Here is a 15,865-nt window from a genome sequence, read left to right as displayed (position 1 = left end):
GGACGGGGAACGAGACGGGTACCGTCTCCCTCGGCGGCGCTCCCCCACCTGCCGCCGAGGAGGCAGCAATGAACGAACGCCACCGCGTCGTCGTGATCGGCGCAGGCTTCGGCGGGCTCCGCGTCGTGCGCGGTCTGGCCGACGCCGATGTGGACATCGTCGTCGTCGACGCCCACAACTTCCACACGTTCCAGCCGCTGCTCTACCAAGTCGCGACCGCCGGTCTCGACACCGACGACATCGCCTACCCGATCCGTGGAATCTTCCGACGTCAACGCAACGCAGCAGTGCGCGTGGCCGCCGTCACCGGCATCGATCTCGATCGTCGGACCGTCACCACCACCCGCGGTGAACCGTTGGAGTTCGACACCCTCGTCGTGGCAGCAGGCACCGTCAGCCACGACTTCGGGATCGACGGGGTCACCGACCACACCCTGCCGCTGAAGTCGGTCGCCGACGCCGTGGCCATCCGGGATCACGTCCTGACCACCTTCGAGCACGCCACCTTCGACGACCAGGTCGGGAACGAACTCGACGTCGTCGTGTGCGGTGGTGGTCCGACGGGGGTCGAGATGGCCGGCGGGCTGACCGAGCTGTACGACCGCGTCCTCCGGAAGGACTATCCGACGCTTCCGGTGACGAAGGCGCGAATCACCCTGGTCGAGGCCGTCGATCGCGTGCTCGGCACGTTCGACGAGTCACTGAGCAACCGAGCCGAAGCGACCTTGCGAGAACGTGGGGTCGACGTGATCACCGGCACCCCGATCGCCTCGGTCGACGAGGGCGCCGTCGCGCTCGAGGACGGCAGGCGGCTCGAGGCGGGCACGATCGTGTGGGCCGCCGGCGTCCGAGCGGCACCGGTCGCCGAGATGCTCGGCACCGAACTCGGACGAGGTGGCCGAATCATCGTCGGCGACGACCTGTCGGTCCCCGAGCACCCGAATGTGTTCGCGATCGGCGACATCGCCGTCGATCCCGACCGGCCGCTCCCCCAGGTGGCCCAGCCCGCCATCCAGGGCGGCAAGCACGTCGCACGACAGATCGAACGTCGACTGGCGGGCGAGCAGACCGAGACGTTCGAGTACACCGACAAGGGCTCCATGGCAACCATCGGCCGCAACCAGGCGGTCGCCGAGTTGCCCGGCGGGATGAAGCTGAGCGGGCCGATCGGCTGGTTGGCCTGGCTCGCGTTGCACCTGCTGTATCTCATCGGATTCCGGAACCGACTGAACGTGTTCGTCAACTGGGCCTGGAACTACCTCACCTACGACCGGGCCAGCCGGCTGCTCGCTCCGAGCGACGATTGATCATCGACGACCGGTGATCGCCGGTGCGAGGGCGGTGCCGCGGATCGAACCGTCTGCCACCATGGACCGGTGGCCGAGTACCAGTATCCGTACCCCGCTCCTGAGCTCGCCGCCGAGCATCCTTTCGTCCCGCTCGACTTCCGGCGACTCGAGCCGGCGGAGATGCAGCGGCGTGCCGACGAGTTCCACGCCGAGATGGCGCGCCGACGGTCGGTCCGGATGCTGTCTGACGAACCGGTCCCGATCGAGCTGATCGAGACGGCGATCGCGACGGCGAACACGGCACCGTCGGGTGCCCACCATCAGCCGTGGCGCTTCGTCGTCACCGGCGATCCGACCATCAAACGCGAGATCCGACGAGCCGCCGAGGACGAGGAACGGCAGAACTACGAGGGCGGTCGGATCAACGACGAGTGGCGCCGCGAACTCGCACCGCTCGGCACCGACTGGCACAAGGAGTTCCTCGAGTTCGCACCATGGATCGTCGTGCTCTTCGAAGAACGGTTCGGCGTCGACGACGAGGGGGTCCGCCGCAAGCACTACTACGTGAAGGAGTCGTGCGGCATCGCCGCGGGCCTGTTCGTCGCCGCACTGCATCACGCCGGACTCGCAACCCTCACCCACACGCCGAGTCCGATGGCGTTCCTGAGCCGGGTGCTCGGGCGCCCCGAGAACGAGCGGCCGTTCGTGCTGTTCCCGATCGGCTACCCGGTCGACGGCTGCCTGGTGCCCGATCTGCAGCGCAAGGCGCTCGATCAGGTCATGACCGTCGTGACGAGCTGACGCCGGGGTTCAGCCGTCGGCGGCGAGTTGGGCGACGAGGGCGTTCGGCTCCTCGACGCTGACACGGAGCACCCGCAGGCCGACACCGAACGGTCCGACCTTGCTGGGCACGGCCGGGTCGAGGTCGAGACGGACGACACCGCTCGACGAACCGTTGACCAGCCACTTCGCGCCCCAACCGTGCACGCCCCATCCCCAGATCTTGTCGTCGTCGAGTCGAGCCGACGTCACGGCCGAGCGCGGGATGTCGGATCGGAACGCCCATCCCATCCGCACCGTCACCGTGTCGTCGGACACCGTCACATGGCTCCGCTCCGGCCCCATGCCGAGCACCGTCAACAGGGCTCGGTTGAACGAGCCGTACGAAATCCCGAACCGTTTCCCACTCATGGCGGGCACCCTACCCAGTCGCCGACAGACGGGTCGGGTGTCGCAGGGAACAACGACGAACCCAACGGGTCGGGTGTCGCAGGGAACGGCGACGAACCCAACGGGTCGGGTGTCGCAGGGAACGGCGACGAACCCAACGGGTCGGGTGTCGCAGGGAACGGCGACGGAGTCGACGTTTCCGGAGATCACCCGACCCGGGTCAGGCGAGTTTCTCGACGAACGCTTCGAGTTGACGCAGGTTGCGACACTCGAACACGCCGTCGGTGTGCGCGCCGTAGTCGCCCACGATCGAGTCGCCGGTGTTCCAGTACGACTTCGGTTCGGGGTTGAGCCAGTAGACGTGGCGTGCCTTGTGCTGGATCTCCTTGACCACCCACGACTGACTGGCGTGATAGTTGTTCCGGGCGTCGCCCAGCAGCAGCACGGTCGTCTTCGGACCGACGTCTTTGCCGTAGCGTTCCCAGAACACCTCGAATGCGTGCCCGTAGTCGGAGTGACCGTCGACCCACACCACGTCGGCCTCGGTGTTCACCCGGTGGATCGCTTCCTGGATGTCGTCGGTGCCCTTGAAGAAATCGGTGACCTCGTCGATGCCGTCGATGAAGACGAACGACCGCACCTTCGAGAACTGACCCTGGATCGCGTACACGAGCATGAGCGTGAACCGTGCGAACGCGGCAACCGAACCGGAGATGTCGGCGACGACCATCAACTCCGGCTTGGCCGGGCGCGGGTACTTGAACTTCGGCTCGGCCGGCACACCGCCGTAGCTGAGTGAATGCCGCACGGTGTTGCGGAAGTCGAGTGGGCCCTTGCGGCCGTGCTTGCGCTTGCGGGCCAGGCGGGCTGCGAGCTTGCGGGTGAGCGGCTGCAGCGCCTTCTTCAGGCTCTGCATCTCCTCACGGCTGGCGTGCATGAACTCGACGTCTTCGGGGAGCGGCTTGCGGAGCGTCTTGGCCATCGCCTCGACGCCGCGGTCGGCCACGAGCCGGCGGCGGATCTCGGCCTCGATCTCCTGCTTGAACTCCTCGATGCGGTGCTCGAACTCGTCGTGCTCGAGCCGCTCCTCGAGGTTGGTGAGCTCACCGCCGGCCTGTTCGGCCGCCTGTTCCATGAGCTTGTCCATCATCCCGTCGAGATCGAGGTTCCGCAGTGTGCGGTAAAGGTAGTAGGTGCCGCCGACCGGGCGGCCGGGCTCCATGCCGGCGAAGCGCTTGACCGCCTGACGAGCGAGCGCCCGCATCATCGCCTGGTCGCCGTTGAGGAGCGCCTGCATGAGCATCTGCGCGATTTCTTCGGGCGTCATGGCGTCCATCGAGCCGGAGCCGTCGGCGCCCTGCCCCTCGTCGCCCTGTTGCTCCTGCATCTCGCGCCACAGGTCGTCGAAGTCGGAGTCGTCGGCGTCGGTCAGCTTGTACTCGGTGCCGCGCAACGAGAAGTAGACCTCGAAGACCGTTTCGAACGCCCGCCAGTGCGAGTTGTTCTTGATGAGGGTTGCCCCGAGCGCGTACTTGAACGCCTCGCGGTCGTCGATCGGGATGTGCTGCACCGCCTCCATCGCGTCGAGGTTCTCGGTGAGGCTCACCGGGAGTCCGGCATTGCGGAGTTCGACGACGAAGCCGTTCAGCAGGTCGAGCATCGACCCGGTCGGCTGACCGTGGATGTTGGTGTTGGTGGGCGCGCTCATCGAGGAGCCTCCGTCACTGGCGTCGAGGAGTGATCACTCCTCGACATCGAGCTCCTTCACCGCCTTGGCGATGTCGGTCTGGTACTTGAGGAGGATGTGCAGGGTCTCCTTGGCCGTTGCCTCGTCGATCGTGTCGATGTTGAGCAGCAGCAGGGTGCGGGCCCAGTCGAGGGTTTCGGAGACGCTGGGCGCCTTCTTGAGGTCGAGCATGCGGATCGACCGGACGATGCGGGCGACCTGGTCGGCCAGGTGCTCGGTGATGTCGGGCACCTTGGTGAGCACGATCTCCTTCTCGCGATCCATCGACGGGTAGTCGACGTGGAGGTAGAGACAGCGACGCTTGAGCGCTTCGGAGAGCTCACGGGTGTTGTTCGACGTCAGGAACACCATCGGGATCTGCTTGGCCTCGATCGTGCCCAACTCGGGGATCGACACCTGGTAGTCGGAGAGGATCTCGAGCAGGAGCGCCTCGGTCTCGACCTCGACGCGGTCGACCTCGTCGATCAGGAGCACGACGGGATCGTCGGCCGAGATCGCCTCGAGCAACGGACGGGTCAGCAGGAACTCGTCGGAGAAGATGTCGTCGTGGACCTCCGACCAGGAGTCGGAGTTCTTGTCGGCCTGGATGCGGAGCAGCTGCTTCTTGTAGTTCCACTCGTACAAGGCTTTGCTCTCGTCGAGGCCTTCGTAGCACTGCAGGCGGATGAGCCGGGCGCCGGTCATCTCGGCGATCGACTTGGCGAGCTGGGTCTTGCCCGTGCCCGCCGGCCCTTCGACGAGCACCGGCTTGCCGAGCCGGTCGGCGAGGTACGCCACACCGGCGATGCCCTCGTCGGCGAGGTAGTTGACCGACTTCAGACCCTCTCGGACCTGAGGCACGCTCTCGAAACGGTTCGCGACTTCAGCTGCCATATGTCGACGACGCTACTCCCCTGCTTGACCGCAGGGTCAATCGGAAACGACGTGGGATCCGACACAGCGTTTACGCTGCTCGACGATGGCCACCCCGTTGCTGCCCTACGCCGAGTCGTTCGTGGACGACGTCACCGCGGCGCTCGGTGCGTTGTCGGGACGGGATCACGCAGCCGACTGCACGATCGAGGCGCGAAACATCGTCACGGCCGTGTTGGCCGCAGACGGCCGTTTCACCACCGACGAACTCGAGGGCTGGCTCGACGCGATCGGAGCACGACTCGACCCGCCGGTCCTGGTCACCGCCCATCAGCTCCGTGCGAGCGACCTCCTGCGCTCCGACGACGGCTGGTTGGCGAGTCCGAGCACCCTGTTCGACCTGCTCGTCCGCGCCGACGCCCGCGACGGCACCGCCCGGGCGAGCGTGTACTACGGCAAGGCGATGGAGCTGGCCCACGCCACAGCGGCTCTCGACCTGGTGCCCTCGACCGACGAGATCGCCGCGATCGACCGGTTCCGCGCCACGTTGCTCGCCGGCTTCGACGCCGCCGGCGTCGCCCGACCGGGAGCGGCCGCAGCGGTGGGTCCGGCGGCGAGCGATCCGTCACCGCAGGCGTCCGAGCCCGAACCCGAGCCCGCTCGACCGGTCGAGGACGTGCTCGCCGAGCTCGACGAGCTGATCGGGCTCGACCACGTGAAGGGCGAGGTGCGTCGACTCACCAGCCTCATTCGCGTCCAGACGCTCCGGGCCGAGCACGGCCTGCCCGTCATCGAGACGAGCCGCCACATCGTGTTCGTCGGCAACCCCGGCACCGGCAAGACGACGGTGGCGAGACTGTTGTCGGAGGTGTACCGCAGTCTCGACGTGCTGTCGAAGGGCCACCTGGTCGAGACCGATCGCTCGTCGCTGGTCGCCGGCTATGTCGGCCAGACGGCGACGAAGACGCGAGCCGTGCTCGAGTCGGCGCTCGGCGGCACCGTGCTGATCGACGAGGCGTACGCGCTCGCCCGCGGCGGCGAGAACGACTTCGGTCGTGAGGCGATCGACACGCTGGTCAAGTTCATGGAAGACCATCGCGACGACCTCGCCGTCATCGTGGCGGGCTACCCGGACGAGATGCAGGAGCTGATCGACAGCAACCCCGGCCTCGACAGTCGGTTCGCCCGCACGCTCGCGTTCCCCGACTACACCACCGACGAGCTGGTGGCGATCTTCGGTCTGATCGCCAAGAGGCAGGAGTATCACCTCGACGCCGATGCCGCCCGCCGGCTCCACGAGGTGATCGCCGCAGAGCCGCGAGACCGCGGGTTCGGCAACGCCCGCTTCGTGCGCAACGTGTTCGAACAGGCCGTCGCTCTCCACGCCGTCCGCCTCGCCGACGTCGACGCCCCGACCCGCCACGACCTGACCACCCTCACGCCCGACGACATCGCCGCCGTCTGAGGTGATCAGGGGCGAACGGCCCTGTGCGGTGAACCTGGCGACTCGTACCGTTGGCCGCACGGCTGCGAGCGAGAGGAAGATCGGCGTGAATTTCGACGTGTCGGAGGAGATGACGGTTCGTCTGGAGATGATCCGCGAGTTCATGGACCGCGAGGTCATCCCGCTCGAGGGCGAGATGCTGCACGGCGACGACGCGACGCTCGCCGAGGGCGTCGCCGCCGCTCAGGCGAAGGTCAAGCAGATGGGCCTCTGGGCGCCGAACCACCCCGTCGAGTACGGCGGCCTCGGCTTGTCGATGGTCGACCACGGCCTCTTCGCCGAAGCGGTGGGTCGCAGCCCGCTCGGCATGAGTGTGTTCGGTACCCAGGCCCCCGACGCCGGCAACGTCGAGATCCTCCACATGTTCGGCACCAACGAACAGCACGAACGATGGCTGCGGCCATTGGTGGCAGGTGAGATCCGCTCGTGCTTCTCGATGACCGAACCGAACACCGCCGGCTCGAACCCGACCCTGCTCGAGACCACCGCGGTGCTCGAGCGGGGCGAATGGGTCGTCAACGGTCAGAAGTGGTTCAGCTCGTCGGCCGACGGTGCGGCCTTCGCGATCGTGATGGCCGTCACCGACCCCGACGCACCGGTGCATCGGCGGGCGAGCATGATCATCGTCCCGACCGACACACCGGGCTTCGGCCTCGTGCGCAACGTCAGTGTGATGGGCCACGCCGGCGAGGGCTGGGCGAGCCATGCCGAAGTGATCTATCAGGGTTGCCGGGTCCCGGAGGGGAACCTCCTCGGCCCGCGCGGTGGTGGCTTCGCGATCGCCCAGGAGCGACTCGGCCCCGGCCGCATCCATCACTGCATGCGTTGGCTCGGGATCGCCCAGCGGGCATTCGAGATGATGTGCGCCTACGCCAACGAGCGAGTGATCGAACCGGATGGCAGCACGCTGGCCGACAAACAGGTGATCCAGCACTGGGCGGCCGAGCTGTCGGCCGAGATCCGCAGCGCTCGCCTCCTCACCCTGCACGCCGCCTGGATGATCGACCGCCACGGCGCAAAGGCCGCCCGCGACGAGATCTCGGCGATCAAGTTCACGGTCGCGAACACGATGCTCAGGGCCGTCGACACCGCCATCCAGGTGCACGGTGCGCTCGGCGTCACCGACGACACGGTGCTGGCGTACTGGTACCGCCACGAGCGCGCCGCCCGCATCTACGACGGCGCCGACGAGGTCCACAAGTCCAGCCTCGGGCGGCGCATCATGCGACGAGCCGCGCCGGTGGGCTGACCCGTCGATCCGTGGCGCCGGGAGCGTTCAGCCGGTCGAACGACTCGCCGGGCTAGCGTTCCCCGACGTGGGCGTTCGAGACCGCTTCTTCACGCCGCAGACCGCGAAGGCGATCATGTCGTGGCGCATCGCGCTCGGCGTCGGCGTCGCTGTCGCCATGGCGGTCACCGGACTCCCGCTCCTCGTCGCGATCGCGATCGGTCTCGGCACCTACATCGCCTTCGTGCTGGTCGCCATGCCGTCCGGGCCGACACGACCGGACATCGACCCATTCGCCCTGTCCGAGCCCTGGCGGCAACTGATGCAGCAGGCCCAAGGGTCGGGCCGCAAGCTCCGGACGACGATCGACGGCGTCGACGACGGGCCACTCAAACAGCAACTCGTCGCGATCGCCGACCAACTCGACCGTGGCCTCGCCGAAGCGTGGGCCGTCGCGAAGCGGGGAGACGACCTCGACGACACGATCCGAAACCTCGGCCCGACGAGCCTGCGGTCGAAGCTCGACACCCTTCGCTCCCGCTCGGGCGACGATCCGTCTCCCGACACGCTCGCCGCGATCACCTCGGTCGAGCAGCAACTCGAGACCGCCGAGCGGTTGAAGCAGCGGTCGGCCGAGACGGCCGATTCGCTCCGGGCGACCCAGACCCGCCTCGACGAGCTGGTCGCCCGCGCCAGCGAGGTCCGCGTCGGCATGGCCGACACCGACACGTACGCGCGCGACGTCGACGATCTCGTCATCCGGCTCGAGGCGCTCCACCAGGCGCTCGAGGAGACCAACCCCGGATGACGACCGCTTCGTGAGCTCGCTCCTCAGGTCGAACCTCGTCGTCGCGTCGGGCACGGCGATGTCCCGCGTCAGCGGTCTGGCGCGCTGGTTCGTCTTCGCGTACGTCATCGGTCAGACGGCGCTCGCCGATGCCTACGTGTTGGCGAACGAGACGCCCAACATCGTGTACGACCTCCTGCTCGGTGGCGTGCTGTCGGCGACCCTGGTTCCCCTCTTCACCACCTTCGCCCGCACCGACGGCGACGACGAGGGCGACGACCATGCGACGAACGTGATCATCACGGTCAGCGTCACCCTGATGGTCGCATTGACCGTCGTCGCCGTCGCCGCCGCTCCCCTGGTGTTCCGCCTGTACAGCCTCGACGTCGCCGACGAGGTCGACGTCGAGCTGTTCCGCCAGGTCGGAACGACCTTGGCCCGGATCTTCCTCGTCCAGATCCTGTTCTATGGGCTCACCGGCGTGGCGAACGCCTATCTCAACAGTCGGCGACGCTTCGTCGCTGCGGCGTGGAGCCCGGTCCTGCCGAACCTGATCATCATCGTCACCCTGCTGTCCCTGCCCGGTGCCGGATCGACCGAGTACGGCCTCGCCGACGTGATCGACGACAGCAGGGTCCGGTGGACGCTCGGGCTCGGCGCCACGGCGGGCATCGCGGCGATGGCGGTCGTCGTCGTGCCGGCGATGTTCGCCGCCGGCCTCCGGTTCAAGCCGTCGTGGGACTGGCAGCACCCCGCCGTCCGCAAACTGCTGGTCCTGTCCGGCTGGACGATCGGCTTCGTGGTCGCCAACCAGGTCGCGGTCGTCGTCATCCGCAACCTGGCGAACGCCGAAGGCGAAGGAATCCTCACGGCGTACGTGCAGGCGTTCACGTGGTTCGTCCTCCCGCACGGTCTGCTCGCCGTGTCGATCTCGACGACGTTCCAACCGGAGATGGCGCGCGCGGTCAAGGCCCACGATCAGGCGGCCTTCGTCCGTCACACCTCGCTCGGCACGCGCATGATCGCCGTGTTGACCCTTCCGGCGGCGGCGGGCATGCTGGTGCTCCGCGAGCCGATCATCGGGCTGATGCGGCGTGGCCAGTTCGACTCGAACGACCTCCAGAACACCGCCGAAGCACTCTCGGGTCTGGCGCTCGGCTTGGTCGGCTTCTCGGTCTACTTGTTCGTGCTCCGTGGCTTCTACGCCCACCAGGACACGCGTACACCGTTCGTCCTGAACGTGGGCGAGAACCTGCTGAACATCGTGCTGGCGTTCGCCTTCGTGGGCCGGTGGGGCGTGCTCGGGCTCGGCCTGGCGTACGCCATCGCGTACCTCGTCTCGTCGGTGTGGGCACTCAACGTGCTGTCGTACAAAGTGCCGGCGTTCCGCGTTCGCGACGTCGTGGGCGGCATGTGGAAGATGGGACTCGCCGCGGTCCTGATGGCCGAGGCGATGTGGTTCGTCACCCATCGTGTCGACAGTGACGTGGGTTGGGCCGGCTTCGCCCAAGTGGTGATCGGCGGCACCGTCGGACTCGTCGTCTACGGCGCCGCGCTGTTCGTCCTCCGGGCCGACGAGGTGGCCTGGCTCCGTCGCCGCTTCGCCCGCTCCGGCTGACCCGCCGACGGCCCGGCGAGGCGTTCGAGGCGAAACGCTAGGCTCCCGGCCATGTTCAAGCTCGCGAAGAAGTGGTGGAAGTACCTCACGGCCAAGCTCACCGGTTCGTTCGAGGCCAACGCCGATCCGAAGGTGCAGCTCGAGCAGGCCATCGGCGAAGCGCAGGAGCAGCACAAGCGGCTCAAGGAGCAGGCGACCGCCGTCATCGCCGGTCAGAAGCAGGCCGAGATCCGACTCAACGGCAAGATGGCCGAGCTCGAGAAGCTGAACGCCAACGCCCGTCAGGCGCTCATCATGGCCGCCGACGCCGACAAGGCCGGCGACGCCGAGAAGTCGGCCAAGTACACCGCCGCCGCGGAGACGATCGCGGGCCAGTTGATCGAGGTCGAAAAGGACGTCGAGTCGTTGAAGGCAATGGTCCTCGAGTCGACCGAGGCGGCCGATCAGGCCAAGGCTGCCGTGAGCCAGAACAGCCGTCTCCTCCAGCAGAAGATCGCCGAGAAGTCGAAGCTGGTCAGCCAGCTCGAGCAGGCGAAGATGCAGGAGGAGATGAACACGGCGATGCAGCAGCTCAACGAGTCGGTCGGCGACGACGTACCGACCCTCAAAGAGGTCGAGGAGAAGATCCAGGCCCGCTACGCCAAGGCGAAGGCGGCGTCCGAGCTGCAGGAGACCTCCGTCGAGTCGAGCGTGCTCGAGATCGAGCAGGCGACCGCCAACGTCGAGGCCCAGAGTCGCCTGAGCCAGCTCCGCACCGAACTCGGACTCGACGCCGGAACTGCGCCGGCTCCCCAGGTCGACCCCGGCACCTGACGCCACCGCCCGGTCGACACCGACCGACCGGCGTGGGCCGGCCGTTTCGGGGTACGTGCGTGCGGGTACGGCGCCCTGCATGACCACCTTGCTGCCCGTTCCCGCCACGGTCGACGCCGAGGCCGAGATCACCGTCGAGGACTCGGTGGCCGGCTTCGACGTCGGGAACTGGCCGACGGCACTGACCCTGTTCGTCGTCGCCGTGGTGATCGCGCTGATCGCCAAGCGACTCGTGCAGAACGTCGTCAAGCGGCACAACGAGGTCCTCGCCCGTCTCATGGGTCGCACGACCGCCGCACTCATCGTCACCGTCGGCCTCGTGTCGGCACTGTCCAACCTCGGCATCCAGGTCGGCGTGCTGATCGGCGCGCTCGGCGTGACCGGCTTCGCCATTGCGTTCGCGATGCAGGACACCCTGTCGAACATGATCGCCGGCATCATCCTCCAGCTGCGGCGGCCGTTCACCTACGACGACAAGGTCTCCCTCAACGGGTACGAGGGCACGGTGACCGACATCAACCTGCGCTCGGTCGAGATGAAGCTGCTGTCGGGCGAGATGGCGCTGATCCCGTCGGCCGAGGTGCTCCAGAACCCGATCGAGAACTGGACTCGTCGTCCCAACCGTCGGTTCTCGGTCGACGTGGGCGTCGCCTACGACACCGACGTCGCTCGCGTGGCGACGCTGCTGGCCGAGGCGATGGGACGTGTCGACGGTGTGCTCGACGACCCGGCTCCCGTCGTCGACTTCGCCGGCTTCGGCGGCAGCTCCATCGACTTCACCGTGTACGGCTGGTTCGAGTCACGCCACCCGTACTTCGATCTGCGTGTCGCCGCCGCCGACCAGATCAAGCGCACCCTCGACGACGCCGACATCGAGATCCCGTTCCCGATCACGACCCTGATGAACCCGGACGGATCGGCACTCGCCGCTCACGACCGCGACGCGGCGTGACGCCCGACGCGCTGCACCGGATTCCGGACGAATCGGAGAACGCGCGTTTTGGACGCTCGGGCATCGGGTAGGGCCGTCCCGACAGCAAACCCACGAAAGGGAGTCACATGACCAAGACACGCATCCGCCGCATCGCCGGAGCCGCCGCCCTCGCCGGCGTCATGACCATCGCCAGTGCCGGCACCGCTGCTGCCGGCACCGACGAGGACGACGACGACGGTGACGACGACACGGAGGAGACCGCTGACGCCGACCCGACCGTGGTGAACACCGGCGGTGCGTTCGACGACGACGGCAACATGGTCCCACTCACGCTCGCGGCGGTCGGCATGGTCGGCCTCGCCGGAGGCGCGTTCGCCGTGCGCCGTCGACAGACCGAGGTCTGATCCGACCCGTGTCGACCGACACACCCGACCTCGTCGCCGTCGAGCGTCGCCGCACCTGGGTGCGGCGGGGTTCGACGGCGGCGATCGTCGCGTTCGGCACGCTGGCCGTCGTCTTCGGTGTGCTCGCAGTCGACGCCTCGCAGTCCGAGCAGCCGGCGACGTTCGCAGCGACGGCACGCCTCGACGAACCGTTCTCGATCGACGAGATCGACGATCGAACGGTCGCCGACGTCCTGGGCACCACACCGCAGCGAGCGACGCCGCCCTCGACGTCCCAGGCCACCGAGACCGCGGACCCGTCGCTGGCCATGCCGCAGGCACCGAGTCCACGACCGACGGTCCCGGCTCTGTCGGACCGCTCCACGACTCCGGCGTCGCAACCCGCGCCGAAACCGAGCGGGTCGACCCCGGCCGCCACTCTCGACAGCACGACGACGCCGGTCACCGCCACGACCCCGGACGCGACGACCACGGTCCCCACGATCGTCGCCGCTCCCCGACCGGACCCGGCGCCGCCGATCCTCATCCGCTCGTCGGGGGTCTCGTTCGGTGACCTTCCGGTCGTTCCGGTCGGCACCGAACCGAACGGCGAGTTGACCGTGCCCGGGGCATTCGAGATCGGCTGGTACGAGCGTGGCGGCATGCCATTCGGCCCCGGTGCCACGGTCCTCGCCGCGCACGTCACCTGGAACGGCGATCTCGGCGCTTTCTACCACCTCGGTCGATCCGAACCGGGCGACCTCATCGGGGTCACCACGACAACCGGGGACGTCCGCGCGTACGTCGTCACCGAGGTGACCATGTACGGCAAGTACGACCTCCCCGGCGACCGCATCTGGCGCGACGACGGGCCGGAGGAGCTGGTCCTCATCACCTGCGGTGGCAGCTTCGACGAGTCGATCAACCGGTACCGGGACAACATCGTCGTGTTCGCCGAGCCGGTCGACCTCGACCGCTGACGAGATCCACCGACCAGTGCGACTGACCGGCCTCGCCTCGTCGGTCGCTTCCTCAGACGTCGTCGAAGACGACGAGGTCGTCGCGGTGGACGACTTCGTCGTTGACGTCGTCGGGTAGATCGGCGGTGCGACGACCGATCGCGGCCACCAGTTGATGCGCGTGGACCGACGCCCGTCCACGTGCGAAGGTCCGACCGTCGCTCGTGACGATGTCGACGACGTCGCCGACCCCGAAGCCTCCCTCGGTGCGCATCACACCCGCTGGGAGGAGGCTCTTGCGGCCCTGGACGAGCGCCCGACGCGCGCCGTCGTCGACGACCACCTTGCCGTGCACTTCCGCGGCAAACGCGATCCAGAGCCGACGGGCGGAGAGCGCTCGCGCATGCGGCTCGAACGTCGTGCCGACGAGATCGTCCGAGACGGCGCCGGCGAGGATGCCCTCGCGTGCCGCTCGACCGATGACGCTGCGAACGCCCGACCACGACGCCATGCGTGCGGCGGTCAGCTTGCTCGCCATACCGCCACTGCCGCGGCCACTCCCACCGGACCCGGCGGTGATCGCCAGCAGCGGATCGTCGGAGCGGACCAACGGGATCAGCTCGGCGTCGGGGGTCGTCCGGGGGTCGGCGGTGTAGACCCCGTCCATGTCGGTGAGCAACACCAGTACGTCGGCACCGGCGCTGTTGGCGAGCAGTGCTGCGATGCGGTCGTTGTCGCCGTAGCGCAGCTCGTCGTTGGCGATCGCATCATTCTCGTTGACGATCGGGACCACCCCGAGTTCGAGCAGCCGCTCGATCGTGCTGCGCAGATGGAGGTACTGCGACCGCTCGACGAAGTCGAACGGATCGACGAGGAGCTGCGCACACGTGATGCCGTGTCGTTCGAACTCGATGCGGTACCGCTCGACCAGTCGCGCCTGTCCGACGGCGGACACCGCCTGCAGGGTGCGCATGTCGGTGGGGCGTGCCGGCATCCCGAGCGCGGCGATGCCCGTCGCCACCGCGCCGGACGACACCACGATGACCTCGTGCCCGTCGGCACGGAGCGCGGCGACCTCGTCGGCCAGCTTGGCGATGGCCGGACCGGAGATCTGCCCACTGTCGTCGGTGATCGACGCCGTCCCGATCTTCGCGACCACTCGCATGGCGTCCCCGCCCGCCCGGTTCACAGGTCGCTCTGGTACTCGAAGCTGAACTCGCCGACCCAGACGACGTCACCGTCCTGGACGCCGGCGCGCTGGAGCAACTTGTGCACACCGAGCCGGTCGAGCCGATTGTCGATGTAGGAGAGGGCCTCGGGTGTCGTCACGTCGTTGAGCGCCACGACCCGCTCGACCTCACGGCCGACCACGCGATACTCACCGTCGCCGATCCGTTCGATCACGGCACCGGTCACCTCGGGCTTGATGACCACCACGCCCTCGGGCTCCGGTTCGTTCTGGCGAGCCTCGTGGACGAGCGCCGCCATCCGGCCGACGAGTTCACGAACCCCCTGACCCGTCACCGCCGACATGATCGGGTGCTGCCAATCGAGAGCGTCGAGTTCGTCCTGGGTGACGACATCGGCCTTGGTCCCGACGACCAGACGGGGCCGTTCGAGCAGATCGGGCCGATACGAACCGAGCTCGCGCAACAGGATGTCCTCCTGCTCCGCCGGGTCGGTGCCGTCCATCGGCTGGAGATCGATGAGCAGGCACAGCACCCGAGCACGCTCGATGTGACGCAGGAACTGGAAGCCGAGACCGCGCCCCTCGGACGCTCCCTCGATCAAGCCGGGGATGTCGGCGACGACGAAGTTGGTGTCGTCGTCGAGGCTGACCACACCGAGGTTCGGCTCGAGGGTCGTGAACGGATAGTTGGCGATCTTCGGCTTCGCCGCCGAGATGACGCTGATGAGGGTGCTCTTGCCGGCGTTCGGGAAGCCGACGAGTGCCACGTCGGCCATGAGCTGGATCTCGAGCTTCAGCCAGCGCTCCTCACCGTGTTCGCCCTGTTCGGCGAAGGTGGGTTCACGACGGAAGTTCGACAGGAACTTGGCATTGCCGCGTCCACCCCGGCCGCCGTTTGCACCGAGGAAGCGATCGCCGTGTCGGTACAGCTCGGCGAGCACCTCGCCCGTGTACATGTCTTTCACCACCGTGCCCTCGGGCACCTTGATCTCGAGCGACTCACCACGCTTGCCGTGGAGGTCCTTGCCCTTGCCGTGCACGCCGTCGGTCGCACGGCGGTGCGGGTGATCGCGGAACGCGAGCAGCGACGAGACGTTGTGATCGGCGATCAGCCAGACGTCGCCGCCCTTGCCGCCGTCGCCACCGTTCGGGCCGCCGCGCACGACGGGACCTTCGCGGCGGAACGAGACGCAACCGGCACCGCCGTCGCCACCGCGGACGTTGAGCTGGCATTCGTCGACGAACTGGGACACCGGTTGGATGCTACCGACGTGTCGTGCGAGGACCGGCCATGGATCCAGCCCGCGACGGGCACGTCGCCGCGACCGCCATACTGGACGGACTGTGAGTGAGACGAGATCGAATCAGCTGCGCGGCGACGAGGCGATGCAG

At 67.9% G+C, this 15,865-nt stretch carries 15 protein-coding genes; 10 read left to right on the top strand and 5 right to left on the bottom strand.

The window, feature by feature from the left end:
* The first annotated feature begins 68 nt into the window (after positions 1-68).
* Entirely contained in the window at positions 69-1,307 is a 1,239-nt protein-coding gene (locus BDK89_RS07885; protein ID WP_133868419.1) for an NAD(P)/FAD-dependent oxidoreductase, read from the top strand.
* 162 nt (positions 1,308-1,469) lie between these two features.
* A complete protein-coding gene (locus BDK89_RS07880) occupies positions 1,470-2,090 on the top strand; it encodes a nitroreductase family protein (protein ID WP_133871023.1) in 621 nt (206 codons plus the stop codon).
* A gap of 9 nt (positions 2,091-2,099) precedes the next feature.
* On the opposite strand, the gene BDK89_RS07875 is transcribed toward BDK89_RS07880, so the two are convergent.
* The 3 genes from BDK89_RS07875 to BDK89_RS07865 form a co-directional block, all read right to left on the bottom strand.
* Positions 2,100-2,480, bottom strand: coding sequence for a hypothetical protein (locus BDK89_RS07875; RefSeq protein WP_133868418.1), 381 nt, complete (start codon positions 2,478-2,480; stop codon positions 2,100-2,102).
* 199 nt (positions 2,481-2,679) lie between these two features.
* Positions 2,680-4,167, bottom strand: coding sequence for a vWA domain-containing protein (locus tag BDK89_RS07870; protein ID WP_243839121.1), 1,488 nt, complete (start codon positions 4,165-4,167; stop codon positions 2,680-2,682).
* Positions 4,168-4,200: 33 nt separating this feature from the next.
* The gene (locus BDK89_RS07865) at positions 4,201-5,079 is read right to left on the bottom strand and encodes an AAA family ATPase (RefSeq protein WP_133868417.1); all 879 of its coding nucleotides are present in this window, start codon (positions 5,077-5,079) and stop codon (positions 4,201-4,203) included.
* Between the two features lie 85 nt (positions 5,080-5,164).
* Between BDK89_RS07865 and BDK89_RS07860 the strand changes: the two genes are divergently transcribed.
* The 8 genes from BDK89_RS07860 (at position 5,165) to BDK89_RS07825 (ending at position 13,305) form a co-directional block, all read left to right on the top strand.
* Positions 5,165-6,523, top strand: coding sequence for an AAA family ATPase (locus tag BDK89_RS07860; RefSeq protein ID WP_133868416.1), 1,359 nt, complete (start codon positions 5,165-5,167; stop codon positions 6,521-6,523).
* An 85-nt stretch (positions 6,524-6,608) separates the two neighbouring features.
* On the top strand, positions 6,609-7,811 hold the full coding sequence (locus tag BDK89_RS07855) for an acyl-CoA dehydrogenase family protein (protein WP_208294004.1): 1,203 nt from the start codon (positions 6,609-6,611) through the stop codon (positions 7,809-7,811).
* A gap of 67 nt (positions 7,812-7,878) precedes the next feature.
* A complete protein-coding gene (locus BDK89_RS07850; RefSeq protein WP_133868415.1) occupies positions 7,879-8,598 on the top strand; it encodes a hypothetical protein in 720 nt (239 codons plus the stop codon).
* Between the two features lie 10 nt (positions 8,599-8,608).
* Positions 8,609-10,195, top strand: coding sequence for a murein biosynthesis integral membrane protein MurJ (murJ, locus tag BDK89_RS07845; RefSeq protein ID WP_133868414.1), 1,587 nt, complete (start codon positions 8,609-8,611; stop codon positions 10,193-10,195).
* Positions 10,196-10,246: 51 nt separating this feature from the next.
* A complete protein-coding gene (locus tag BDK89_RS07840; protein WP_133868413.1) occupies positions 10,247-11,008 on the top strand; it encodes a PspA/IM30 family protein in 762 nt (253 codons plus the stop codon).
* Positions 11,009-11,087: 79 nt separating this feature from the next.
* Positions 11,088-11,960, top strand: coding sequence for a mechanosensitive ion channel family protein (locus tag BDK89_RS07835; protein WP_133868412.1), 873 nt, complete (start codon positions 11,088-11,090; stop codon positions 11,958-11,960).
* A 107-nt stretch (positions 11,961-12,067) separates the two neighbouring features.
* Positions 12,068-12,346, top strand: coding sequence for a hypothetical protein (locus tag BDK89_RS07830; RefSeq protein ID WP_133868411.1), 279 nt, complete (start codon positions 12,068-12,070; stop codon positions 12,344-12,346).
* Positions 12,347-12,354: 8 nt separating this feature from the next.
* A complete protein-coding gene (locus BDK89_RS07825) occupies positions 12,355-13,305 on the top strand; it encodes a class F sortase (protein WP_133868410.1) in 951 nt (316 codons plus the stop codon).
* Between the two features lie 52 nt (positions 13,306-13,357).
* Here the strand turns inward: BDK89_RS07825 and proB are convergent, their stop codons facing one another.
* Both proB and obgE read right to left on the bottom strand, forming a co-directional pair.
* Complete coding sequence (proB, locus tag BDK89_RS07820; RefSeq protein ID WP_133868409.1) at positions 13,358-14,449, bottom strand: glutamate 5-kinase; 1,092 nt, start codon at positions 14,447-14,449, stop codon at positions 13,358-13,360.
* Positions 14,450-14,469: 20 nt separating this feature from the next.
* Positions 14,470-15,726 carry a GTPase ObgE gene (gene obgE, locus BDK89_RS07815; RefSeq protein ID WP_133868408.1) on the bottom strand — a complete coding sequence of 419 codons (1,257 nt, stop codon included), beginning with the start codon at positions 15,724-15,726 and terminating at the stop codon, positions 14,470-14,472.
* Positions 15,727-15,865 lie beyond the last annotated feature (139 nt).

Origin of the sequence: Ilumatobacter fluminis, assembly GCF_004364865.1 — a bacterium.
Taxonomy (GTDB): Bacteria; Actinomycetota; Acidimicrobiia; order Acidimicrobiales; family Ilumatobacteraceae; genus Ilumatobacter; species Ilumatobacter fluminis.
The sequence above is the reverse complement of the archived record's forward strand: the minus strand, read 5'-3'. Positions and strand labels throughout refer to the sequence as shown.